Here is an 18,917-nt window from a genome sequence, read left to right as displayed (position 1 = left end):
CGGGGCGTTGAATTACAGGAAGAAATCCATGCGGAAGTAGATCGGCGCTTCGCGCTCGCTCATCACTGCCGGGCGTTCCAAAGAATGCGCAAAGGTCACGCTGGTGCTGACGTATTTGCCACGGGCGAATAACTCCAGAGAGTTGCTCGAGACCCGGCCGTGCACTTCGCCGTTGTAGCGGCCGTTGCTGATCACGCCCTGGTCGTAGCCGACGCTGGCGCCGTATTCGGCAAAGGCGGGGCGCATCCAGTCCCAGGTCACCGGGCGGGCCCAGCGCACGTCGTTGCGCCAGTAGCCGCCGCTGTCGCCGGTGAGCTGCTGGTCTTTGAAACCGCGTACCGAGGAGGAGCCGCCAAGGCTCATGCGCTGCGGGCTGAACAGCACGTCTTCGCTGCGTTGGCCGGTGGCCAGGCTGGAAAAACTGAACGACTCCCCCCACAACGAAAACGGCTGCAGGTAGCTGACGGTGGCGGTGTATTTGCGGTAGCGCGGGTTGGGGTTCAGATCGCCAAACTGGTTACGGCCTTGATGGCTGTTTTGCGCATCGAAAGCACCAATACCGTTTTGCATGCCGAGGTCGAGGTTGACGAAAGCGTTGCCGATGCGTCGGCCGTGGTTGATGCCCAGTTGCAGCTCGCTCAGGCGGTTGCTGCTGTTACCGAGGCGCTCATCGTTGATGTAGTTGTTGGTGCGCAAATGCGCGACCCCGGCGTTGAGCGAGGTTTTGCTCACGTCGTCGCGATGGATCACCCGCTCGGCGCGAAACTGGTGGTTCTCGTTGTCACCCGACTGTTTGAACTTGAAGGTGTCTGCATCGCCCACGGCGCGGTAATCGCTCTGGCTGTAGGTGTAACTGAAGTTCCACCAGCCCCACGGCAGGTTGTAGTAGAGCATGCTGTTTTTCGAGGTTTTCTGATGGTCACTGACCGCATCGTGGCCGCCACGCAGCACCAGTTGGTCGGCGAGGCCTAGCGGGCTGTCCCACTCAAGGCCCGCACCCCATTGCTGTTCGCCGGTGCTTTTCTGGCCGTCGTTATTGCGCGACAGGCTGGCGCGCCAGGGCTTTTGCGGGGTGTTCTTGACCACCACGTCGCTGCCGCCGATCTGGCGGCCGGGGGTCAGCTCCATTTGTGCTTGCTTGGAGGGCAGGCGGTTCAACTGGTCCACCAGTTGCTCGACTTCGCGCAGGTTGAGCGCCTCGCCGACCTTGCCGGGAAAGGCCATGGCCAGTTCGCGGTCGGTCACGCTGCTGCCGTCGGCGCTTTTCAAGGCCTCGAGTTTGCCTTCGACCACCAGCACCTGCAGGTGGCCGCTGGAAAGGTCCTGCTGCGGCAGGTAGGCGCGGCTGGTGACGCGGCCTTTGGCGATGTAGTAATCGGTAATGGTCTTGAGCAGTTCATTGAGCTGCGACACGCCCAGGCACTGGCCGATGTAGGGCTTGAGCAGGCGCTCGCGGTCCGGGGCGGGCAAGCTGTCGGCGCCCTTGAGCTCGATGTCTTTGATCGGGAAGCAACGCGTGTCCACCGGCACGGCCGGAGCCTGGGGCTTGGCTTCTTTACCGGGCAGTTCCTTGAGTTCTTCAAGACGGCGCTGCTGCTCTTCGAGCAGGCGGTTTTGCCGATCGCGGATCAGGTCTTGATCCCCTGGCGTGGGGGCGGCGTTTGCACTGTTCAGGCTCATGTAAGCGAGCAGGAAAGTGCACAGCAAATACCGAGTCCGTGGTAATAACGAAGACATGTTCGATCCGTCGAAATTCAAGGGGCGGCAAACTAACATCGAACTTCCGCAGGTCCAAGGCGCTGGACTAGTTGGACTTTCGCACTAATAAAGTTTGTAAGCCGTTGATAAATAACAAAAACAAATTATCAAAAAAGCGTTACAGCCCATTTCTGGAATTTTTAATCCGACAGGCGGCAACTGTTTTGATAGCGATTCGACAAATAGCTGATTGAACGCCATTATTTGGCCATCAACTAAGCGTCGAGATAGGTTAGTACCGGGGAATACAGAAAAGTTCGCGGGTATTTTGTGAATTGGATCCCATTTATCGGAATGCCAGGCGAAGCAGGTCGATGATCGTTCCCACGCTCCGCGTGGGAATGCAGCCACGGACGCTCCGCGTCCAGAATTTCGCGATTATCTCAAGCCATGGGAGGTGACGCGGAGCGTCACAAGATGCATTCCCACGCAGAGCGTGGGAACGATCGGTCTTCTAACCGGCGCCTTTGTCTTTTTCTGCGCCCGGCACCAGGGCCAGGCCCGGGCGCTCCACGTCGCGAGAAACGTGGGATTTAACGTCTTCCACACCGCCCTCTTCGTCGTTGTGGATCACCAGCACACCCGGCTTGCGAAACTGTTCCAGGTGGCCGTCGCCCAGGTTAAAACTCTCACTCAAACTTTTGTCGCTGAGCGCATCCGCCTCAGCCCGGCGCTGGGCGAACTTGCGCCCTCGGCGCTGTTGATAACGTGCCCAGCTGATCAGGATGACTGCGTTGAACAGCGCGATCCACAGGTAGATCTGCAAGGTGTTGAGCGCGGCGAAAATCGGCGCGTCCAGGCGCGGGCCGCCGTGGGTCTCGAGCATGGCGCTCATGCCGCGCGCGAGCAGCCAGACCAGCCCGGCCCAGGCGAGCAGTGTCAGCAGCACATCGATGATCCACATCAGTGTGTTTTGGCGAGTTCTGACCAGTTTCATGATCACGCCTCCTCTTCGCGGGGTTTGATACCGCGGTCCGGGCTGACCCAGCGCGCGCGTTTCTGATGCTGGTTGAACAGCACCTTGGGAAAGCTGACCAGGGTGGTGAACAAACTGACCAGCCAGAACACCATCGGGTACCACACGGTCCAGAACAGGGTCTTCCACAGGTCTTTTTCGTAGCGCCGGTCAATCAGGATGCTCACCGCAAACTGCAGCAGGCACACCATCGCCAGCACCAGGCCGGTAAACGCCGGTGGCATCAGCGACTCCACGGCAATGGCCTGCGGCAGCACCATGAATTTGCCCAGGCCCCAGAAGATCACTGACAGCAGAAAGGTGAAGGCCCAACCGGTGGACAGGCAGTATTCGAACAGCAGCGGCCACAGGTAGCGATGGCGCCATTGCCAGATGCCACGGATGTTCTTGAACAGCACTTCGGCGCCGCCCTGGGCCCAGCGCAGACGCTGCTTCCACAGGCCGCCGACGGTTTCCGGCATCAGGATCCAGCACAGTGCGCGGGGCTCGTAGAAGATGGCCCAGTGATCCAGCTGCAGCTTCCAGCTCACATCGATGTCTTCGGTGATCATGTCGGTGGACCAGTAGTCGATGCGGTCCAGCGCCTTTTTGCGAAACGCCACCACCACACCCGACACCGTAAAGATCCGGCCAAACACGCGCTGGGTGCGCTTGATCAAGCCGATGATCGAGGAGAACTCGCCCACCTGCACCCGGCCAATCAAGGTCGAACGCGTGCGGATACGCGGGTTGCCGGTCACGGCGCCCAGGCGCGGGTTATCGAGCATCGGCGCAACCATATAAGCCGCCGCGTTTTTGTCGAGCAAGGCATCGCCGTCGATGCACACCAGGTACTCGCTGCGTGCCGCCACGGCGCCCATGCGTAAGGCCACGGCCTTGCCCTGGTTTTGCGCCAGGTGCAACACGCGCAGGCGTGGGTGCTGCAAGGCCAGGGCGTCGAGCACCTCAGCGGTGTTGTCTTTGGAGCCGTCGTTGACCGCGATCACTTCGATGTTCGGGTACAACTGGTCCAGCGCGGCATGCATGGTGTCGGCAACGTTATCGCCCTCGTTGTAGCAAGGCACGATGATCGAGATCAGCGGGTTGCCGGCCAGCGTCGGCGCCGGTGTGTCTTCCTTCCACGGCCAGTGGCGCTCCCAGTGCAGCCAGAAGTACAGGCCGCCGGCGATCCACAGCGCCGACATGAACAGCGGGTAGAAGAACACGAAGTCCATCAGGAACTGCCCGGTGACCAGGAAAATCAGGCCAAGGGGCACACCCAACACCAGCGCCAACACGAATAAAGCCAGGATTCTGTCGAACATGGTCAAGGGTTCCATTGGTTGGAAAGGGCCGGACGTACCGTCTTCAGGTCCGGGGAATTTTCCAGGAAGTTGTCCGGGTAGTAGCCAAAACTCCTGACCCCCTGGCGTTTGAGCACACCCATCCATTCAGCCATCTGCGCGCCGTCGATGTTTGGCGCGTCTTTCGTGCGCCAGTCTTTGGCTTGCAGTTCAAACACGGTGCGCTGCAACGCGCCGGGCCGTGCCTTGACGGTGGCCACGAGTTTTTCAAGCCACGCATTGGAGTTCTTCAGCGTCTCGCCTTCCATCAGCGGCATGGCCATCGGCGCGGTCCAGTCGTAGGTCTGGAGGAAATCATCAAGGTTCTGCGCGAACCAGGTTTCGCTGGCCGGGTTGAGCATCGGCTCGGCGAAGATATTGCGCGCGGTCTGCACCTGTGGCCCACGGATGGCGCGGACCTTGGCGGTCAGCTCCTGGGTGAAATCGATCAGGTAGCGGCTCTTGAAGCGGGTCCAGCGTTGCATCACGGCCGGTTCGGCGCGCAGTGCGGCGATGCTGCTCGGCAGGCCGTTGGCGGCGTAGGCCTTGAGCGCTGCGGGGCTGGCGTCTTCGAAGTCGGAGAACAGCGCGTCATCGTGGAACAGCACACCGTCAATCGAGGTGTTGCGCGCGAGGTCTTCGTAGATCTCGCCGATCTGCTGGCGCACCTTCGGATCAAACGGCGACAGGCGTTTGTACTGGTCCGGGTCGATGCCGACCTGCCCGGTTTTCGGGTCCCAGCGGGTGACGCGCGGCAGCGCCGGGTCGAGGGCAAAACTGAGCACCGGCATCCAGGCGTAAATGGCCACATGGCCACGGGTGCGCAGCTGCCAGGTCACGCGGTTGAACAGGTCCTGACGCACCGGCAGGTGGCGGTTGGGAAAATACAGCGAGTGCACCAGGCCGTCGCCCTTGGGGTCGGCGAACGCTTGCAGGAACACGGTGCTGGCGCCCATGTCGACCACGCGCTGGATCAACTGATCGAGGTTGCGCGCCTCTTGGGCCGGGTCCGGATCGTAGACGTTGTCCAGGTCCACGTGCAGCACGCGCATGGAGGTCTTGGACTGAGTGCCGACGATGGCGTTGGCGTAGTGCTCGCCATCCGGGTCGGAAGCCACCAGGAAACGCGGGCTGCTTTGGAGGTTGGCGAGGTCGTCAAGGCCGTCGTCCAGGGTCAGCGACATCTGATAGCCCTGCTCGCCCACTACCGCGAGTGAGGTGCCATCGGCGGCGCCATAAGGCCACACCCAAACGCGCGGCGCCTTGCCGGTGACCGCACGCAGTTTGTTAGTGATGGCGGTCACGTCGGCCCGCATGCGTGCCTGGAATTGGGCTTCGGTTTCGTATTTGCCGGTGGTGGCGTCATAGCGACGGGTGGCGGCAGCCGGCTCCAGGTTGCCCTGCGGGTTGGCCAGGATGCCGGTGTGGCTGGCGTCGGTGTGGGCGGCGATTTCCACGAGGTTCGACTTGGAAATTTCGCGCACCTGTTCCCAGGTCAGGAAGTCGGACCGGGCCCGGGGGGTGCCGGCAAAGTCGACGGGTTTGTTCAGCGGCGTGTCAATCCAGTAGCCCACAGGCGCCAAAATGGCGGGCCAGTTGTAGGCGCGCAGAATTGGCAGCACACGGGTGTAAAAGCTTGAATAGCCGTCGTCGAAACTGAGCATTACGGCCTTGGGCGGCAACTCTCGCCCGCCGCTGCGCGCGGCCAGGATCTGGTCGACGCTGACCGGCTGGTAGCCGTTCTCGCGCAGCCAGGCCAACTGGTCGATCAAACGCTCGGTGCGCACCGCCACCACCGCCTGATCCGGGTCGCGGTCTTCGATGTCGTGGTAGGCGATGCCCAAGAAGTGGTTTTTCGGCCACGGCGTTTCATTGGCCGGAGTCGGCCGCTCGGCGGGGGGCGTGTAAGGCGCGGGCTGCTGGGCGCAAGCGCTGGCGAGCACTACACCCAGGACCAGTAAGCAACGGCTGAGAACAGTCATGGTCAGGCTCTTCTAGAAACGGTAAGTGAGGTCGATGAGCAGGCGCAGATCGCGTTCGCGATCGCCGTCATACGGGCGGCTGATCAGGCTCAGGTTGGCGCCGACGTCCAGTACGTCATTCCAGCGAAAACGTTGGCCGTAGCCGATCAAGCCGACGCCTCCCGTGGAGTAATCCTTCTGGCTATACGTACCCGCGCCGAGTTGGAACTGCTGACTCCACTGGGTTTCGTAGCGGCGATAGAGCACATGATTGACCGTGACGGTGGGCAACACGCTGAGGTCGGACTTGGGGTTGAAGTACACCGTGTCGTCCTTGGTGTTGCGGCTGGCACCGACTTCCAGGCCCAGGTCCACTTGCACGTGCGGCGAGCTGTAGATGCCCTGGCGACCGGTGAGCAAGGCTTCGAGCCGGTTGTTGCCATCACTGAAGTGCGAGGGGCTCAACGAGAGTTTCCACTCGCGGCTCTCATTCTGACGCCAGCGGATAAAGCCGCTGCCGCCGTTGGCCGTCACGTTGTCATTCAACGCGCGCAGCGGCGTGGTGGTCAGGAGGTAGCCCAGGCTGCCGCCGTACTGCCAGTTGTCATTGATGTCGCGGGTGATCGACACCGCTGCGCCTTGCTTGGAACCATAGCCGTAGGAATGGTTGGAGATTTCGGCTTCCAGGGTCATGTCGCGGGTACGCCGCTCCACGCCCACACGCTGCCAGCGGTGCTGGCCGGTGCCTTCGTTGAAGTCGGCGGTGGCGTAGCCGGCACCGGCGAACAGGCGCCAGTCCTCATCGATAGGCGGCGTGTAGAGCACGCTTTCAATGCCCCAGTCGCGGCTGCCGGCCACCGCGCCAGCGTCGTTGTTGTTACCGCCGCCGTAGCTCTTGCCGGTGTAGGCCTCGACGCGCAGTTCGGCCATGTCGTGCACATCGCGCAGGCGGCTGAGGCGCTGCACCTGGCGGTTGTCCGGGTTGCGCGCCAGCACGTCGTCGGTCAGCGCGTCCATCTGACGCCATTCCTGCAGGTCCATGGCGGTGTAGGCCTGGGACACTTCCAGGCCAATGTCACGCGGGGCCTGGGCTTCGGTTTCCTTAAGGGTGCCTTCGGCGCGCCGTGGCAGGTCGCGGGCGCGGTACATATCGGCCTGGGCCAGGCGCAGGCCGACGTTGCCCGGGGCTTTGGCCACCAGGGCTTCAAGCCCGGTTTCGCTGCCTTGCAGGTCGCCGCCGTAAGTGCCGGCCTGGGCCGACAGCTGCTGGGCGTCCATCCAATTGTCGTTGGGGTTACCGATTGGCAAGCCCTTCAGTTCAACCCGTGGGTTCTGACTTTTCGCCAAGTCGTTGGCCACTGCGCGCGCCTCATCCACTTTGTCGCTTTCGAGCAGGGCGTAGAACAGCGCGGTGCTGTCATCGACGCGGTAACTGGCGTCGGCGTCCGGGGCGGTCAATACCTCGCGATACAGCGGTTCGGCCTGTTCCGGTTGGCGCTGGTCGAGGTAAGACGCGGCAACCCAACGCAGCGCATAAGTGGGCAGCTGTACGCCTTCGCCGTTAAGGGTCTGGTATTCGCGGATCACATCAGCGGTGCGCGCGCGCGCCTTGAGCGCGCCGAGGCGGTCGATGCGCCAGCGCACGACGTCATCGTGGGCACTGGCGTCCGGGGTCCAGCGCGCGAGCAATTTGTCGTAGTCGCTGAGGGCGCGGTCGGCGACCACGTAGCGTTCTTTTTCCGTGCGCGTGGCGTACTCGGCCATGCGCACGCGCTCGGCGGCGAGGTCGCCTTCCAGGCGGCGCTGGGTCACGGCGTCGAGCACACCCGGGTGTTTGGCCGACAGGCGCAACGCCGGTTCCGGCAAACGCGCCTTTTGCAGGGCGACGATGTATTCGCGCACCACTTCCGGCTTGTCGCCGGCGCGGATAAAGGCCTGGTCGAATTCGAACAGGGCGTCGTAATTCAGGCCTGCGCGGGTCAGCGCATAACCCAGGGCCATGCGGCGGTTGGGGTCATTCGGGTTGGCAGCCACCAGCGCGCGCGTGCGGCGCACCGCTTCAGCGGTTTGGCCACCGTCGGCCTGGGTCAGGGCCAGGCCCAGCTGCAGGTCGATATTGTTCGGCTCGCGCAGCAGCGCCTGCTGGTAAACCGCCAGGGCCTGCGGCCACTGCTTTTGATTGCGATAGGTACGCGCCACCGTGGCGAGCGCCTGGGTGGTCAAGTTGCGATTTTTGCCTTGGGCTTCGTACACCTTCAGCACTTCAGCGTCTTGCCCGGCCCACCCGGCAATCACCAAGTGATCGCTGATCTGCCCTGGCGTCTGGCGCTCGGCAGGGAGTTGGCGCAGTTGCGCGAGGGCTGGCGTGAAGTTGCCGTTGCGCGCCTGGATGATCAGGGCGTCGTAGGCCGGATCGGCCATGGCGAAGGCAGGTATCAGCAATTGGCTGCACAAGGCTGCCCCGATGAGCAGTCGCAACCGACCTGAAGCACTGATGGGTAGGGTTCGCAACATATCGTGAGCTTCCTTACACAAGGAAAGCTGTAACGATGGGTGGCCCTGAGCACTACGCATCAGGGTGCCGGCGTCTAGTGACCCGGCCAAGCTTTCCTGTAGGAACTATCCCTTAGGAATGTAGGGGGATGCTCAAATCGGAACAATTGTTCAGAATTGGCTGGTGGGCTGAAAACAAACAAATGTGGGAGCTGGCTTGCCTGCGATGGCGGTCTATCAGCCAATCAAGTGCTGACTGACACATCGCCATCGCGGGCAAGCCCGCTCCCACAGGGTTAAGCGGTTGGGCAATTATTGCGCGCCGCTGACTGCACCGGCTTTGGCCATGATGAAGCTAAGGAACTGCTCGACGGTCATCTTCTGGCCGTTGAAAGTCACTTCATTGTTGGCGTAGTGCAGTTTGGACACTACGTCGGTACCCACCAGGGTGGCCAGTTGAGTACCCACCGCCATGCCGCTGACCATTTCGGCCGCCATCTGCGATTGCTGCTCGATGGCTTTAGGGTCGGTCACGCCACCGACCTGCGCTTGCAGGCCGGCTACGTCGCCAATCATCGGCTTGGACAGGGTCAGGTTGGCGTCCAGCAGGGCAACCATTTGCTTGCCCAGCTCAACCGGCGGCAGCTCCATGGAGGCCGGCTTGGTCAGGTCCAGGATCAGGTTGAACTTGCTTTCTCCGTGGGTGGTTTTCAGCGACAGGTTTTCCACGGCCACTTGCGGCTTGGCGGCGAGCGCCTGGTTGACGTTGGCTTCGGCGAGGGTCTGCTCGGCTTCGGTCAGTTGCAGCTCAGGCACCGGCTGGCCGGCGGCGGCGGCAGCTTGCACCGGCTGCATCTTGTCCTGGTAAAGCTTGGTCAGCACCAGCATCGACGGGATGTCGACATTCTTCATGCTCAGGGCCATGGCGGCGGAGCCGACCGGCTTACCCTGGTAACCAATCTCGTCAATCTTGTAGTCAACGCGGCCGGCCAGGTTGTTGTCTTTGATGTCGCTGGAGTCTTTCTGCTCGAAGCCCTTGAGGGTCAGCACGGCTTTCTGCGGGCCGAAGGTGACCTTGGTGTCAGTCAGCTCAACCGTGTTTTGCCCGGTGTAGAAACCAAAGGCGGATTTTTCCAGGTTGCTGGCAATGGTCAGGCCAGACAGTTCGGCGTCGAACGGCGCGCCGTTGGCATCGATTACCGAGACCTTGAGGCTGTTCATGAAGCCCTCAGCCTTGACCTTCTGGCCTTCGGCGGTGCCGTCGAAGTCCAGGTTGGCGCCACTGAAGCTGACCGAGGACTTGTCGTCCTTGAACTCCAGAGGCAGCAGCTCGACGTTGCCGTTGACCGAACGGTTGTAGCCAATGTTGGCCACGCCCTTGAGCGGCGACACGTCTTTGCTGGCGGCGAACCATTTTTCAGTGGTGGCGTTCTTTTCCAGTTCGTAGTGACTGGTAGCCATGACCGGCAGCCATTTGAGCGACACCAGGCGCGAGAACGGCAGCGGGCCGTGTTCGATATGGTCGACGAACAGCAGTTCCGGGTTCGGGTTGTCTTCACCGAACACACTGCCTTGCCCTTTCAGGCGGTAGTGGGCGGTGCTGCTGAACAGGCCACGGTCCAGGGACACCAGTTCCAGGCTCACGGAGCCATCGACGCCGGCCATGGAGGTCTGCAGTTCTTTGTTGGCGTTCTGGATCGCGGTTTGCAGGACCGGCTCCAGCTGTTTACCGGTGTACCAGGCACCGCCTGCACTGACGGCACCGATGGCGACAACAAAACCCAAGAAAACAACTGCTGGCTTATTCATGAAGTGACCTGATCAAATCCTGTGAGAAGTGGGCTGTCTTCCTTGAACCCTGAGGGGGTTGGCTCAAGCCCGCCGAAAACGGGGGAAGATTAGCACTCGCGGCCGGAAACGGCCCAGCTTTTCAGAGGGGCAAGGTCGGCAGTTGGTTCACCTCGCGGCTCAGGAATACTCGGTTTCAATCTCATCGAGCTGATGATCAAAACTCTTCAGGCGTGCCGTCCAGGTGTACACCAGCACCTCAAACTCGCGGTGAATCACGGCATTGCCCGGGGTGTCGGCCTTGGGGTCGCAGAAGTCCAGCTGGTAGCGTTCGCGCGCCATCTGGTTGGCGACGTCGGATAATTCCCGCGCGTTATTCAGCCAATGCCTGCCCTCGGCGACCTGCTGATCGAGCAATACACATTGTTTTTTCAGGGCTTCGAGGCTTTTTTCCAGGGGCGTGCCGGTGAGTTCGCCCATGACTTCCTGAAACGTTCGTCCAGGCTGCCAGTAGCTGCCCCAGAAATAGCGGTCGAACACGGTTTCGACGCGGCGCAGCGCCACCTTGGTGTCCCAGATCGCCACGCGGGTCTTGCCTTGTTCAAGCAAGCGCCGCTTCACCCGTTGGTTTTGATAAGACGCCCAGGCGACCACGCCGATGGACAGGGTGCCGATCACCAGGCAGGCGCTGTCGAGAAACACCATGGCCTTGTCGATTTGGTGAGCGAGCATGACGCCGTAGAAATAGGCAGCCGATAACAACACCAGTGCGAAGAACACGCACCAGAAAGCGGGAGCATAAGGGTTTTTCATTATTGGAATCCCCATGAGCAAACGCGAGCAGTGTCAGATGAAGCGTCACGGCGCCTCACCTGACCAAGCATAGCGTTTCGCTCAGGGTTTGCCGGGCTGTGACGCTTGCGTTCGTCCGCTTTCCCAGCCGCCGCCCAAGGCGAGGAACAGATCGATCTGGCTCATGGCAACCTGAGTGTTCGCGGCCGCCAGCTGCGCGCGCACGTCGGTGTAGGTGCGGGTCGCTTGCAGGTCGGCCAGGAACGACGCGCGGCCGGCCTGGAAGAAGCGGTGCGTCTGCTCCGACGCTTCCTTGGCCGACTCACCGGCATCGGCCAGCGCATCGCGACGCTGCAACTGGGCGGTGTACTGCGCCAGGCCGGTCTGGGTTTCGCGGATGGCGTTGAGCACCACACCGTCGAAGTGCGCCAGCGCGCCTTGGGTCGCGGCTTCGGCTTCGTGGATGCGCGCGCGGGCGCCGTTGGTCGGCACGGTCCAACTGATCAGCGGGCCAAAGCCCCAGCGGTTGGTGGCGGGCGTACCCAGGTCGCCCAAAATACCGACGGTGCCCACGGTGGCGCCGATGCTGATGTCCGGGTACAACGCGCCGGTGGCCACGCCGATACGCGCGGTGGCTGCCGCCAATTGGCGTTCGGCCTGGCGCACGTCGGGGCGGCGCTTGAGCAGCGTCGCGCCGTCGCCCACCGGCAACAACTGGGCGATGTGCGGCAGCTCAGCGCAGGTGCCGGTGCCCGCGGGTAATTGATCCAGCGGCTTGGCCAACAGCATCGACAGGCGGAACAGCCCGGCCTGACGCGCAGCCTCGTAGCGCGGCATGTCGGCGCGCAGGGATTTGTATTGGGTTTGCGACCGCGTGACCTGGGTTTCATCGCCACGCCCGGCGTCGCGCAGGCGTTGGGTCAATTTGGTGCTCTGGGCTTGCAGGTCGAGGGATTCGTTGGCAATCGCCAGCTCCTCGTTGGCCGCGCACACCTGGGTGTAAGAACGCACCACATCTGCCACCAGCGTGATGCGCGCGATATCGGCGGCCGCTTGAGCCGCGTCAGCACTGGCGTGGGCGCTTTCGATGCCGCGCTGCAAGGTGCCGAACAGGTCGAACTGGTAAGAGGTGGTAATGCTCGCGCTGCCGATGTTGGCCACCGGGACTTTTTCCGTGAGCAGATAGGCTTCGCCGGATTCCTGCAGGCGCTGGGCTTCGGCCTTGGCGCCGACACTCCAGCCGCCTGCGGATTCAGCTTGTTCGGTCTGATAACGCGCGCGCTGCAGGTTGGCGGCGGCCACGCGCAGGTCGGTGTTGGAGGCCATGGCCTGGCGCACCAGCTCATCCAGACGCGGGTCTTTGTAGAGCTTCCACCAGTCCGCCGGCACTGGCGCCGACACCACATTGTTGCCCTCGCCCGCGAGCTGGCCTTGCAGGTCGCCACGGTTCACGGCGGACTTTTCCGGCAGCTTGTAATCCGGGCCCACCACTTGGCAGGCCGACAGCAACAACCCCAACGCAGCGGTTGCCAGAAGCCGCTTCATGGTTTCTCTCCGTCTTTGACCTTATCGCCGATGATCGACACCGTGGCCGTGCGCCCGGCGATCATGCGAAAGTCCGCCGGTACATCATCAAACGCAATGCGCACCGGGATCCGCTGGGCCAGGCGCACCCAGCTGAATGCCGGGTTGACGTTGGGCAACAGGTTGGAGCCGCTGCTGCGGTCGCGGTCTTCGATACCGGCGACGATGCTCTGCACATGGCCGCGCAGGCGCGCATTGTCGCCGATCACGCGGATATCCACGGCCATGCCGACATGAATGCCGTCGAGCTTGGTTTCTTCGAAGTAGCCGTCGATATGGAAGGAATTGCTGTCCACCACCGACAACACCGGGCGCCCTGCGGTGACGAATTCCTGGGCACGCGGCGCGCGGTCGTTGACGTAGCCGTCTACCGGGCTGCGAATCACCGAGCGGTCGAGGTTGAGCTGGGCCGCGTCCACCGTCACTTGCGCCTCGGCCAACGCCGATTGAGCACGCGCCACGCGGGACTGGCTTTCTTCCAGTTGCTCGCTCGGCACCAGGTTGCCCAGGCCACGGTTACGCTTGTACTCGCGGCTGGCCTGGGCCAGGGTTTCCTGGCGGTCGGCCACGGCGGCTTGGGCCTGACGCAGGGCCAGCTTGAAGCGGTCCTGGTCGACGGCGAACAGCACCTGGCCCTTGGTTACGAGCTGGTTGTCGCGCACATCCACCTGCTGGATCAGCCCGGACACGTCCGGGGCGATCTGCACGATGTCGGCACGGATGTGCCCGTCACGGGTCCACGGGGCAAACATGTAGTACATGACCATGCGCCACACAACGACGACCGCAAACGTCACGATCAACAGCGTCAGGACGACACGGCCAATGGTCAAAAAAGGTTTTTTCATGTCATCAGGTATCGACTGAGTGAGTCCACCGCGCCCAGCAACAGCGCGTAGAGCCCCACATTGAACAATGCCCGGTGCCAGACCAGGCGATAGAAGTGAATGCGCGTCAACAGCCCGTGCACCACCAGAAACAACACGTACGTAATGCCCATTAGCACCAGCAGCGTGGGCAGGAATACCCCGCTGATGTCCAGATCACCGATCATAAAGGCGCTCCATCAGGCAGCGGCGCTTCCATCTCGGCGCCGCCGATAAATTCCACGCCGGGCAACAACGACAGGCGCAAACCAGCGAGTGCGTGCAGCAGGTGCAGGCGGGTGTCATCTTCGTTTTGCAGGCCCTGGCCATTGAGGGCGCGACGCGTGCGGTCCAGGGTCATCAGCAGACCGCTCGGCGCGGGCAAGCGTTCACCTGCCTTCAGGCAGGCTTTGAAATAGCCGCCGACGCCTTCCACAACCTGGTTGAGCAACACCCGCGGCACGCCGTAGATGCGTGGCGAGTAGGCCAGCAAGTCGAGCAGGTTCAGCGCCACACGCAAATCGCGCAGGGCGCTGCCGGTGTCCTGATTGATCAAGGCCAGACGCGGCAGGTGCTGCATCAGGCGGTCGAGCATTTGCACGGCCATGTGCCGGTGTTCGGCCAGGGTCGCAGGCTCGGTCAAACTGACGATGTCGCGCCAGCTGAAACGGGTCAGGCGCTTGGCGGCCAATTCAGCGCCGAAGGGCCGCGCGATCAACGTCCAGATAAAGGCAAACAACAAGCCCACAGGCCCGGCCAGGTTGACGTTGGCGAAGTTGAGGAAGTCGGCGTCGTAGGCGCCCTGGATGCTGATAAAAGACGAGGTGTTCACCAGCGTCAGCAGCATGCCGAGGTAGAAGCGCGGCTGCACGGTGAGCGTGCCGATGCAGATAAACGGCACGGCAAACGCCAGCACCAGCATCGGGAAGTCGTGCAGGTTGGGCAGTACCAGAAACAGGTAGAGGCTGGCGAGCAGCACCGACATGGCGGTCCAGAAAAAGAACCGGTAAATCTGCGGCGCAGGGTCGTCCATCGAAGCGAAAAAGCTGCAGGCCACTGCGGCCAGAATCACCGCGCTGCCGCCGTCGGTCCAGCCCAGCAAAATCCACAGCACCGACGCGACGATGATCGCGGTGACGGTGGAAAACGCTGAATAGAACATCATGCCACGGTCGAGAAACGGCGTGAGCCGGCCCAGGCGCCAATGGCGATACACGGCGCGCCAGGCGTCCTGGCTTTCACACTGAATGGCGGCTTGCAGGCTGCGGCAGTCTTGCCACAAATCGATCCACTCGCCGAGGCGATACAGCGCGTTGGAGAACAGCAACGTGTGGCGGTCGTCCAGCGCTTCGCCTTGGGGTTGCAGGGCGTCGACTTGATCGCGCAAGACGCGCCAGCTTTCCATCGGCGCGCTGTCTCTGGTGTTTTCAAGCCACTCGGCGGTGGCCTGCAGAATCGGCTCCATCTGCTCAAGAAACTCCGGCGCGCGGTGCTCGATGGCGTACAGCGCATCGTCGAGCGCATCGACCACCGGCAACAGGTGGATCATGCGCCCGCGCAATTCCTTGGTATTGCGCACCGTCTGCGGCCGCGCGCCTTCGTGGGATAACTGGCCGATCATCAATTCAAGGGTGTTGAACGTGGCGACCATGCCGCCGCGCAGGGTGCTGATTTCTTCGACGTCCACATTGCGCGTCAGGAAGCGCTGGCTATAGACCTGCGCATCGGCAAACCACTTGGCCACCGAGCCATCGAACACCGGCATCAGGCGACGCGGCCAGAACATTGCGCCCACCACGGCCGCCACAGCGATGCCGAGGAAGATTTCTTCAGTGCGCGCCTCCGCCACGTCCCACACCGCCAGCGGGTTATCCACAACCGGCAAGGCGATCAGCGGCAAGGTGTAGCCGGCCAGCATCAGCGCATAGCTGTTGGCGGTGCGCAGGTGCAGCGACAAAAACAACAACGTGCCGGTCCACAGCGCAATGATCACCACCAGCACGTAGGGCGTCTGGATGAACATCGGCACAAAAAACACCGCCGCCGCCGCCCCCATGAAGGTGCCGATGGCGCGGTACAACGCTTTGGAACTGGTGGGGCCGACAAACGGGCTGGAGACGATATACACCGTGGCCATCGCCCAATACGGACGCGGCATTTGCATGAGCATGGCGATGTACAAGGCGATCATCGAGGCGGCGAAGGTGCGCACGCCGTAGAACCAGTCTTTCGCAGGCGGCATGCCGGTAAAAAAGCCGTTCAAGAGCTCATCACCTCGGCCGCTTCGAAGGCGCGCAGTACGCGCAGCGCAGCTTCCAGGTCACTGTGAGCGATGTCGGCCAGCACTTCCTGGCGCAGACGCACCAGTTGCACTTCAACTGCCTGTACCAGCTCGCGGCCGCGCTCGGTGAGGCTCAAGGCCTTGGCGCGGCGGTCGTGGACGTCTTCGGTGCGGCACACATAACCGCCCGCGCACAACTGATCGAGCAGGCGCACCAGTGACGGGCTTTCCATCCCGGACGCCTGGGCCACTTTCACTTGATGCACGCCATCGCCCAAGCGGCCGATCATCAACAACGGCACGGCGCAGGCTTCGGAGATGCCATAGCTCACCAGCGTGGTCTGGCAGATTTTGCGCCAGTTACGGGCGCCCACCACCATGCTGCTGCTGAGGTTCATCTGGAGTTGTTCGAGGGATTGGGACACTGGATAGTTCGCATACAGTTAGTTTGCTAACTATCAATATGGTCGATGGATCCAATGTCGTCAAGTTTTGAAACAAATTTGTGATGGGCGGTGGGTACTGCAGATAAGTAAAGCGGGTTTGGTCGTGAGCGTGGATTTTTCAGCATTGCAAAATCAGCGTGGGAGCTGGCTTGCCTGCGATGGCGGTCGTTCAGTCAAGGTAGATATCGACTGACACACCGCCATCGCAGGCAAGCCAGCTCCCACATTTGGTTCCACGTTGCTTGATAGACAAAGCTCACCCCGCTCGCCCCCGGCGCAACAACACGTTCAACTCATCCACCACTTCCGCCCAATCCGCATCGTCCCGAATGCCCTCGCGCAAGAAAGCTTTCTGACTGGGCGTCCAGAAAAACGCATCGGCTAATTTCAGCTCCGGCTTGAGCGGCGAATGCACCGCCAAAAACCTCTCAATGCTCACCGGATCATCCGGCAACCCGAGCTGCTTGAAGAGGGACGGCAAGCTGTGCACTGGCGATTCCATGGCGGGTTCCTACTCAGACGGTTTCCCCGAGTCTAACCCAGGCGCCAGCCACGCCAGCAATTGCTCGACGCACTGTTGCGCCGACAGCGCGCCGGTATCGAGCACCAGCGACGCATGCGGCGGTGGCTCGTAAGGCGAACCAATGCCGGTGAACCCCGGCAAGTCGCCCCGGCGCGCACGGGCGTAGTGCCCTTTGGGGTCGCGCCGTTCGCACACGGCCAATGACGCACTGCACCACACCTCCCGATAGTCGGCGCCCAGGCGCTCGGCAAATATCGCGCGCAGCTCAACCAGCGGCGCGATCATCGCAAGGACCACGATTTGCCCGTTCTCCACCAACAACGCCGCCAGTTCACTGGCGCGGCGGATGTTTTCCACCCGGTCGCTGTCGGCAAACCCCAGGTCTTTGTTGAGGCCGCCGCGCAAGGCATCACCGTCGAGCACCAGGCTGTGTCGGCCGCCCTCGAACAGCGCCGCTTGCAGCCCCTGGGCCAGGGTCGATTTGCCCGAAGCAGGCAACCCCGTGAGCAGGATCGCCACGCCGCGATGCCCGTTGCGTGCCTCGCGCTGACGGCGAGTGATGCTCGCCGTCGGGGCCACCAGGTTACTGGGCGACGGCACGTGGCACCGGCGTGGTGATGTTGCCCGCAGCCCAAGCGGATTCACGGCTGGCCAGCGCTGTCGCGATGGATTGCACGCGGTCGGAGTCCAGCTGTTCGGGCAGCGGGTCGAGCCCGGCGCTGGCGAAGATCTGGCCGTAGGCATTGCGCAAATCGGCGTAGGCCAGGTCGCGGCGCAAGTCGGCTTGCAGGGTGTTGAGTTCACCCTGGATCAAGTCGAGTTCACCGAGGCCTGCCGCTTCATGACGGTTGCGCAGTTGGGTGAGGATTTGCCCGTCGATGTTCGCCAATTGTTCGTTGGTCTTGAACTGGCGCACGGCGTCCTGATAGTTGGCGTTGGCCACGTAGACTTGTGCGAGCACGGCGATAGACATGGCCTGGCGACGGGCGGTAGCCACTTCTTCACCGGCCTTGGCGACGTCGATGGCGGCAGGCGCGGAGATCACGTTGAACAGGTTCCAGGTGACCTTGGCGCCATAGTCGGCCCAGCGGTTGTCGACCAGAAACGAGTTGCTGTCGTAGTGGCCGCCAGCGGAGAACTCCAGGCCCGGGAGCAGGCGCAGCATGGCTTTGCGGGTTTCGGCAGCGCTGATGCGAGTCTGGTAGTCCTGCTCGCGCAGTTCCGGGCGGTTGGCCAGGGCTTCCTGTTCCAGGCTGGCGAGGTTGACCTTCAGTTGCGGCACGCTGTAGCCATCCGGAGTGGCCAGCTTTACGTCGGTGCCCATGGGCAGGTTGATCAGGGTCGCCAGTTCGGTCTTGGCCAGGGACAACGCGCGGCGCTGCTCCTGCAATTGGCGCGTGGCTTCGATCAATGACCGCTGATAGCCGAGCGCCTGCACCGGGTCGCCGATGCGCTGTTCGCTCATGCTCTGGCTGTTGGTCTGGGCCTGGTCGACCCGTGCCATCAGGCTGTCGATCTGGGTCAGCAGGCGTTCGGCGGCCACGGCGCGCCAGTAGGCCGAGCGCACGTCCTGCACGATGGTGTTGATCACCTTGCGCCGACGTTCCTGGATGATCAGCCGCTGGTCGCCCTGCTGCTTGGCGCTGATATAGCTCACGCCAAAGTCGAGCACGTTCCACACCATGGTCAGGTCCGCCACGCGACGGTCGCGGTCCTGGGAGGTGGAAGGTTCCAGGGACTGGTTGCCACTGAGCACGCTCTGACTGCTGGAGGCGTTGGTGTTGTTGCGCCCGGCATAGCCTGCGGACAACGCCATGCGCGGCAGCATGTCGAAACTTGAGAGGTCGGACTGTCGCTTGGCCAGCGCCTCCTCCATCACTTTCAAGCGGCCTTCGAGGTTGTATTTCACCGCACGGGCCATGGCCTGATGCAGCGTCAACGGACCGTTCAATGGCTCCTGGTCCTTGTACATGCCTTGCAGATCGCTGCGGGCTCGCTGCTCACTGACACTGCGCTCAATCGGCTCGCTGGTGACCGCACAACCGCTGATCGCCAACACCAGCAAACTGGTGCCGAACACCTTATGACCTGTTTTCATCCTTGGACCGCCCCTGTTCCTGCGCCTTG

At 62.4% G+C, this 18,917-nt stretch carries 15 protein-coding genes; all 15 read right to left on the bottom strand.

All coding sequences use genetic code 11. The features are described from left to right. Positions 1-12 precede the first annotated feature (12 nt). On the bottom strand, positions 13-1,737 hold the full coding sequence (locus BFW87_RS12315) for a ShlB/FhaC/HecB family hemolysin secretion/activation protein (RefSeq protein WP_078740087.1): 1,725 nt from the start codon (positions 1,735-1,737) through the stop codon (positions 13-15). Positions 1,738-2,212: 475 nt separating this feature from the next. Next, on the bottom strand, positions 2,213-2,695 hold the full coding sequence (pgaD, locus tag BFW87_RS12310; RefSeq protein ID WP_078740086.1) for a poly-beta-1,6-N-acetyl-D-glucosamine biosynthesis protein PgaD: 483 nt from the start codon (positions 2,693-2,695) through the stop codon (positions 2,213-2,215). A 2-nt stretch (positions 2,696-2,697) separates the two neighbouring features. After that, positions 2,698-4,038: a poly-beta-1,6-N-acetyl-D-glucosamine synthase gene (gene pgaC, locus BFW87_RS12305; RefSeq protein WP_078740085.1), complete on the bottom strand. Its 1,341-nt coding sequence runs from the start codon at positions 4,036-4,038 to the stop codon at positions 2,698-2,700. 2 nt (positions 4,039-4,040) lie between these two features. Further along, the gene (pgaB, locus tag BFW87_RS12300; protein ID WP_078740084.1) at positions 4,041-6,038 is read right to left on the bottom strand and encodes a poly-beta-1,6-N-acetyl-D-glucosamine N-deacetylase PgaB; all 1,998 of its coding nucleotides are present in this window, start codon (positions 6,036-6,038) and stop codon (positions 4,041-4,043) included. Between the two features lie 12 nt (positions 6,039-6,050). Beyond that, a complete protein-coding gene (pgaA, locus tag BFW87_RS12295; protein WP_078740083.1) occupies positions 6,051-8,531 on the bottom strand; it encodes a poly-beta-1,6 N-acetyl-D-glucosamine export porin PgaA in 2,481 nt (826 codons plus the stop codon). A 291-nt stretch (positions 8,532-8,822) separates the two neighbouring features. Next, on the bottom strand, positions 8,823-10,319 hold the full coding sequence (locus BFW87_RS12290; protein WP_078740082.1) for a YdgA family protein: 1,497 nt from the start codon (positions 10,317-10,319) through the stop codon (positions 8,823-8,825). A 159-nt stretch (positions 10,320-10,478) separates the two neighbouring features. Further along, the gene (locus BFW87_RS12285; RefSeq protein ID WP_078740081.1) at positions 10,479-11,111 is read right to left on the bottom strand and encodes an NADH:ubiquinone oxidoreductase subunit N; all 633 of its coding nucleotides are present in this window, start codon (positions 11,109-11,111) and stop codon (positions 10,479-10,481) included. 81 nt (positions 11,112-11,192) lie between these two features. Then, entirely contained in the window at positions 11,193-12,635 is a 1,443-nt protein-coding gene (locus BFW87_RS12280; protein ID WP_078740080.1) for an efflux transporter outer membrane subunit, read from the bottom strand. Next, complete coding sequence (locus tag BFW87_RS12275) at positions 12,632-13,522, bottom strand: efflux RND transporter periplasmic adaptor subunit (RefSeq protein ID WP_078740079.1); 891 nt, start codon at positions 13,520-13,522, stop codon at positions 12,632-12,634. The genes BFW87_RS12280 and BFW87_RS12275 overlap by 4 nt, the downstream gene beginning before the upstream one ends. Continuing rightward, complete coding sequence (locus BFW87_RS12270; RefSeq protein WP_016969155.1) at positions 13,519-13,728, bottom strand: DUF1656 domain-containing protein; 210 nt, start codon at positions 13,726-13,728, stop codon at positions 13,519-13,521. The genes BFW87_RS12275 and BFW87_RS12270 overlap by 4 nt, the downstream gene beginning before the upstream one ends. Further along, positions 13,725-15,803, bottom strand: coding sequence for an FUSC family protein (locus tag BFW87_RS12265; RefSeq protein WP_078740078.1), 2,079 nt, complete (start codon positions 15,801-15,803; stop codon positions 13,725-13,727). Before BFW87_RS12265 ends, BFW87_RS12270 begins: the two co-directional genes overlap by 4 nt. Next, positions 15,800-16,219 (bottom strand): MarR family winged helix-turn-helix transcriptional regulator, encoded by a 420-nt coding sequence (locus BFW87_RS12260; protein WP_078740077.1) that lies wholly within the window; start codon positions 16,217-16,219, stop codon positions 15,800-15,802. The genes BFW87_RS12265 and BFW87_RS12260 overlap by 4 nt, the downstream gene beginning before the upstream one ends. Before the next feature lie 304 nt (positions 16,220-16,523). Beyond that, the gene (locus BFW87_RS12255) at positions 16,524-16,769 is read right to left on the bottom strand and encodes a DUF2789 domain-containing protein (RefSeq protein ID WP_078740076.1); all 246 of its coding nucleotides are present in this window, start codon (positions 16,767-16,769) and stop codon (positions 16,524-16,526) included. Positions 16,770-16,778: 9 nt separating this feature from the next. Continuing rightward, positions 16,779-17,390: an adenylyl-sulfate kinase gene (gene cysC / locus BFW87_RS12250; protein ID WP_078740075.1), complete on the bottom strand. Its 612-nt coding sequence runs from the start codon at positions 17,388-17,390 to the stop codon at positions 16,779-16,781. Then, positions 17,374-18,888, bottom strand: a complete 1,515-nt coding sequence (locus BFW87_RS12245) for a TolC family protein (RefSeq protein WP_078740074.1) — start codon at positions 18,886-18,888, stop codon at positions 17,374-17,376. The genes cysC and BFW87_RS12245 overlap by 17 nt, the downstream gene beginning before the upstream one ends. Between the last annotated feature and the right edge of the window lie 29 nt (positions 18,889-18,917).

It is taken from the genome of Pseudomonas fluorescens (assembly GCF_002022275.1).
GTDB lineage: Bacteria > Pseudomonadota > Gammaproteobacteria > Pseudomonadales > Pseudomonadaceae > Aquipseudomonas > Aquipseudomonas fluorescens_AJ.
The sequence above is the reverse complement of the archived record's forward strand: the minus strand, read 5'-3'. Positions and strand labels throughout refer to the sequence as shown.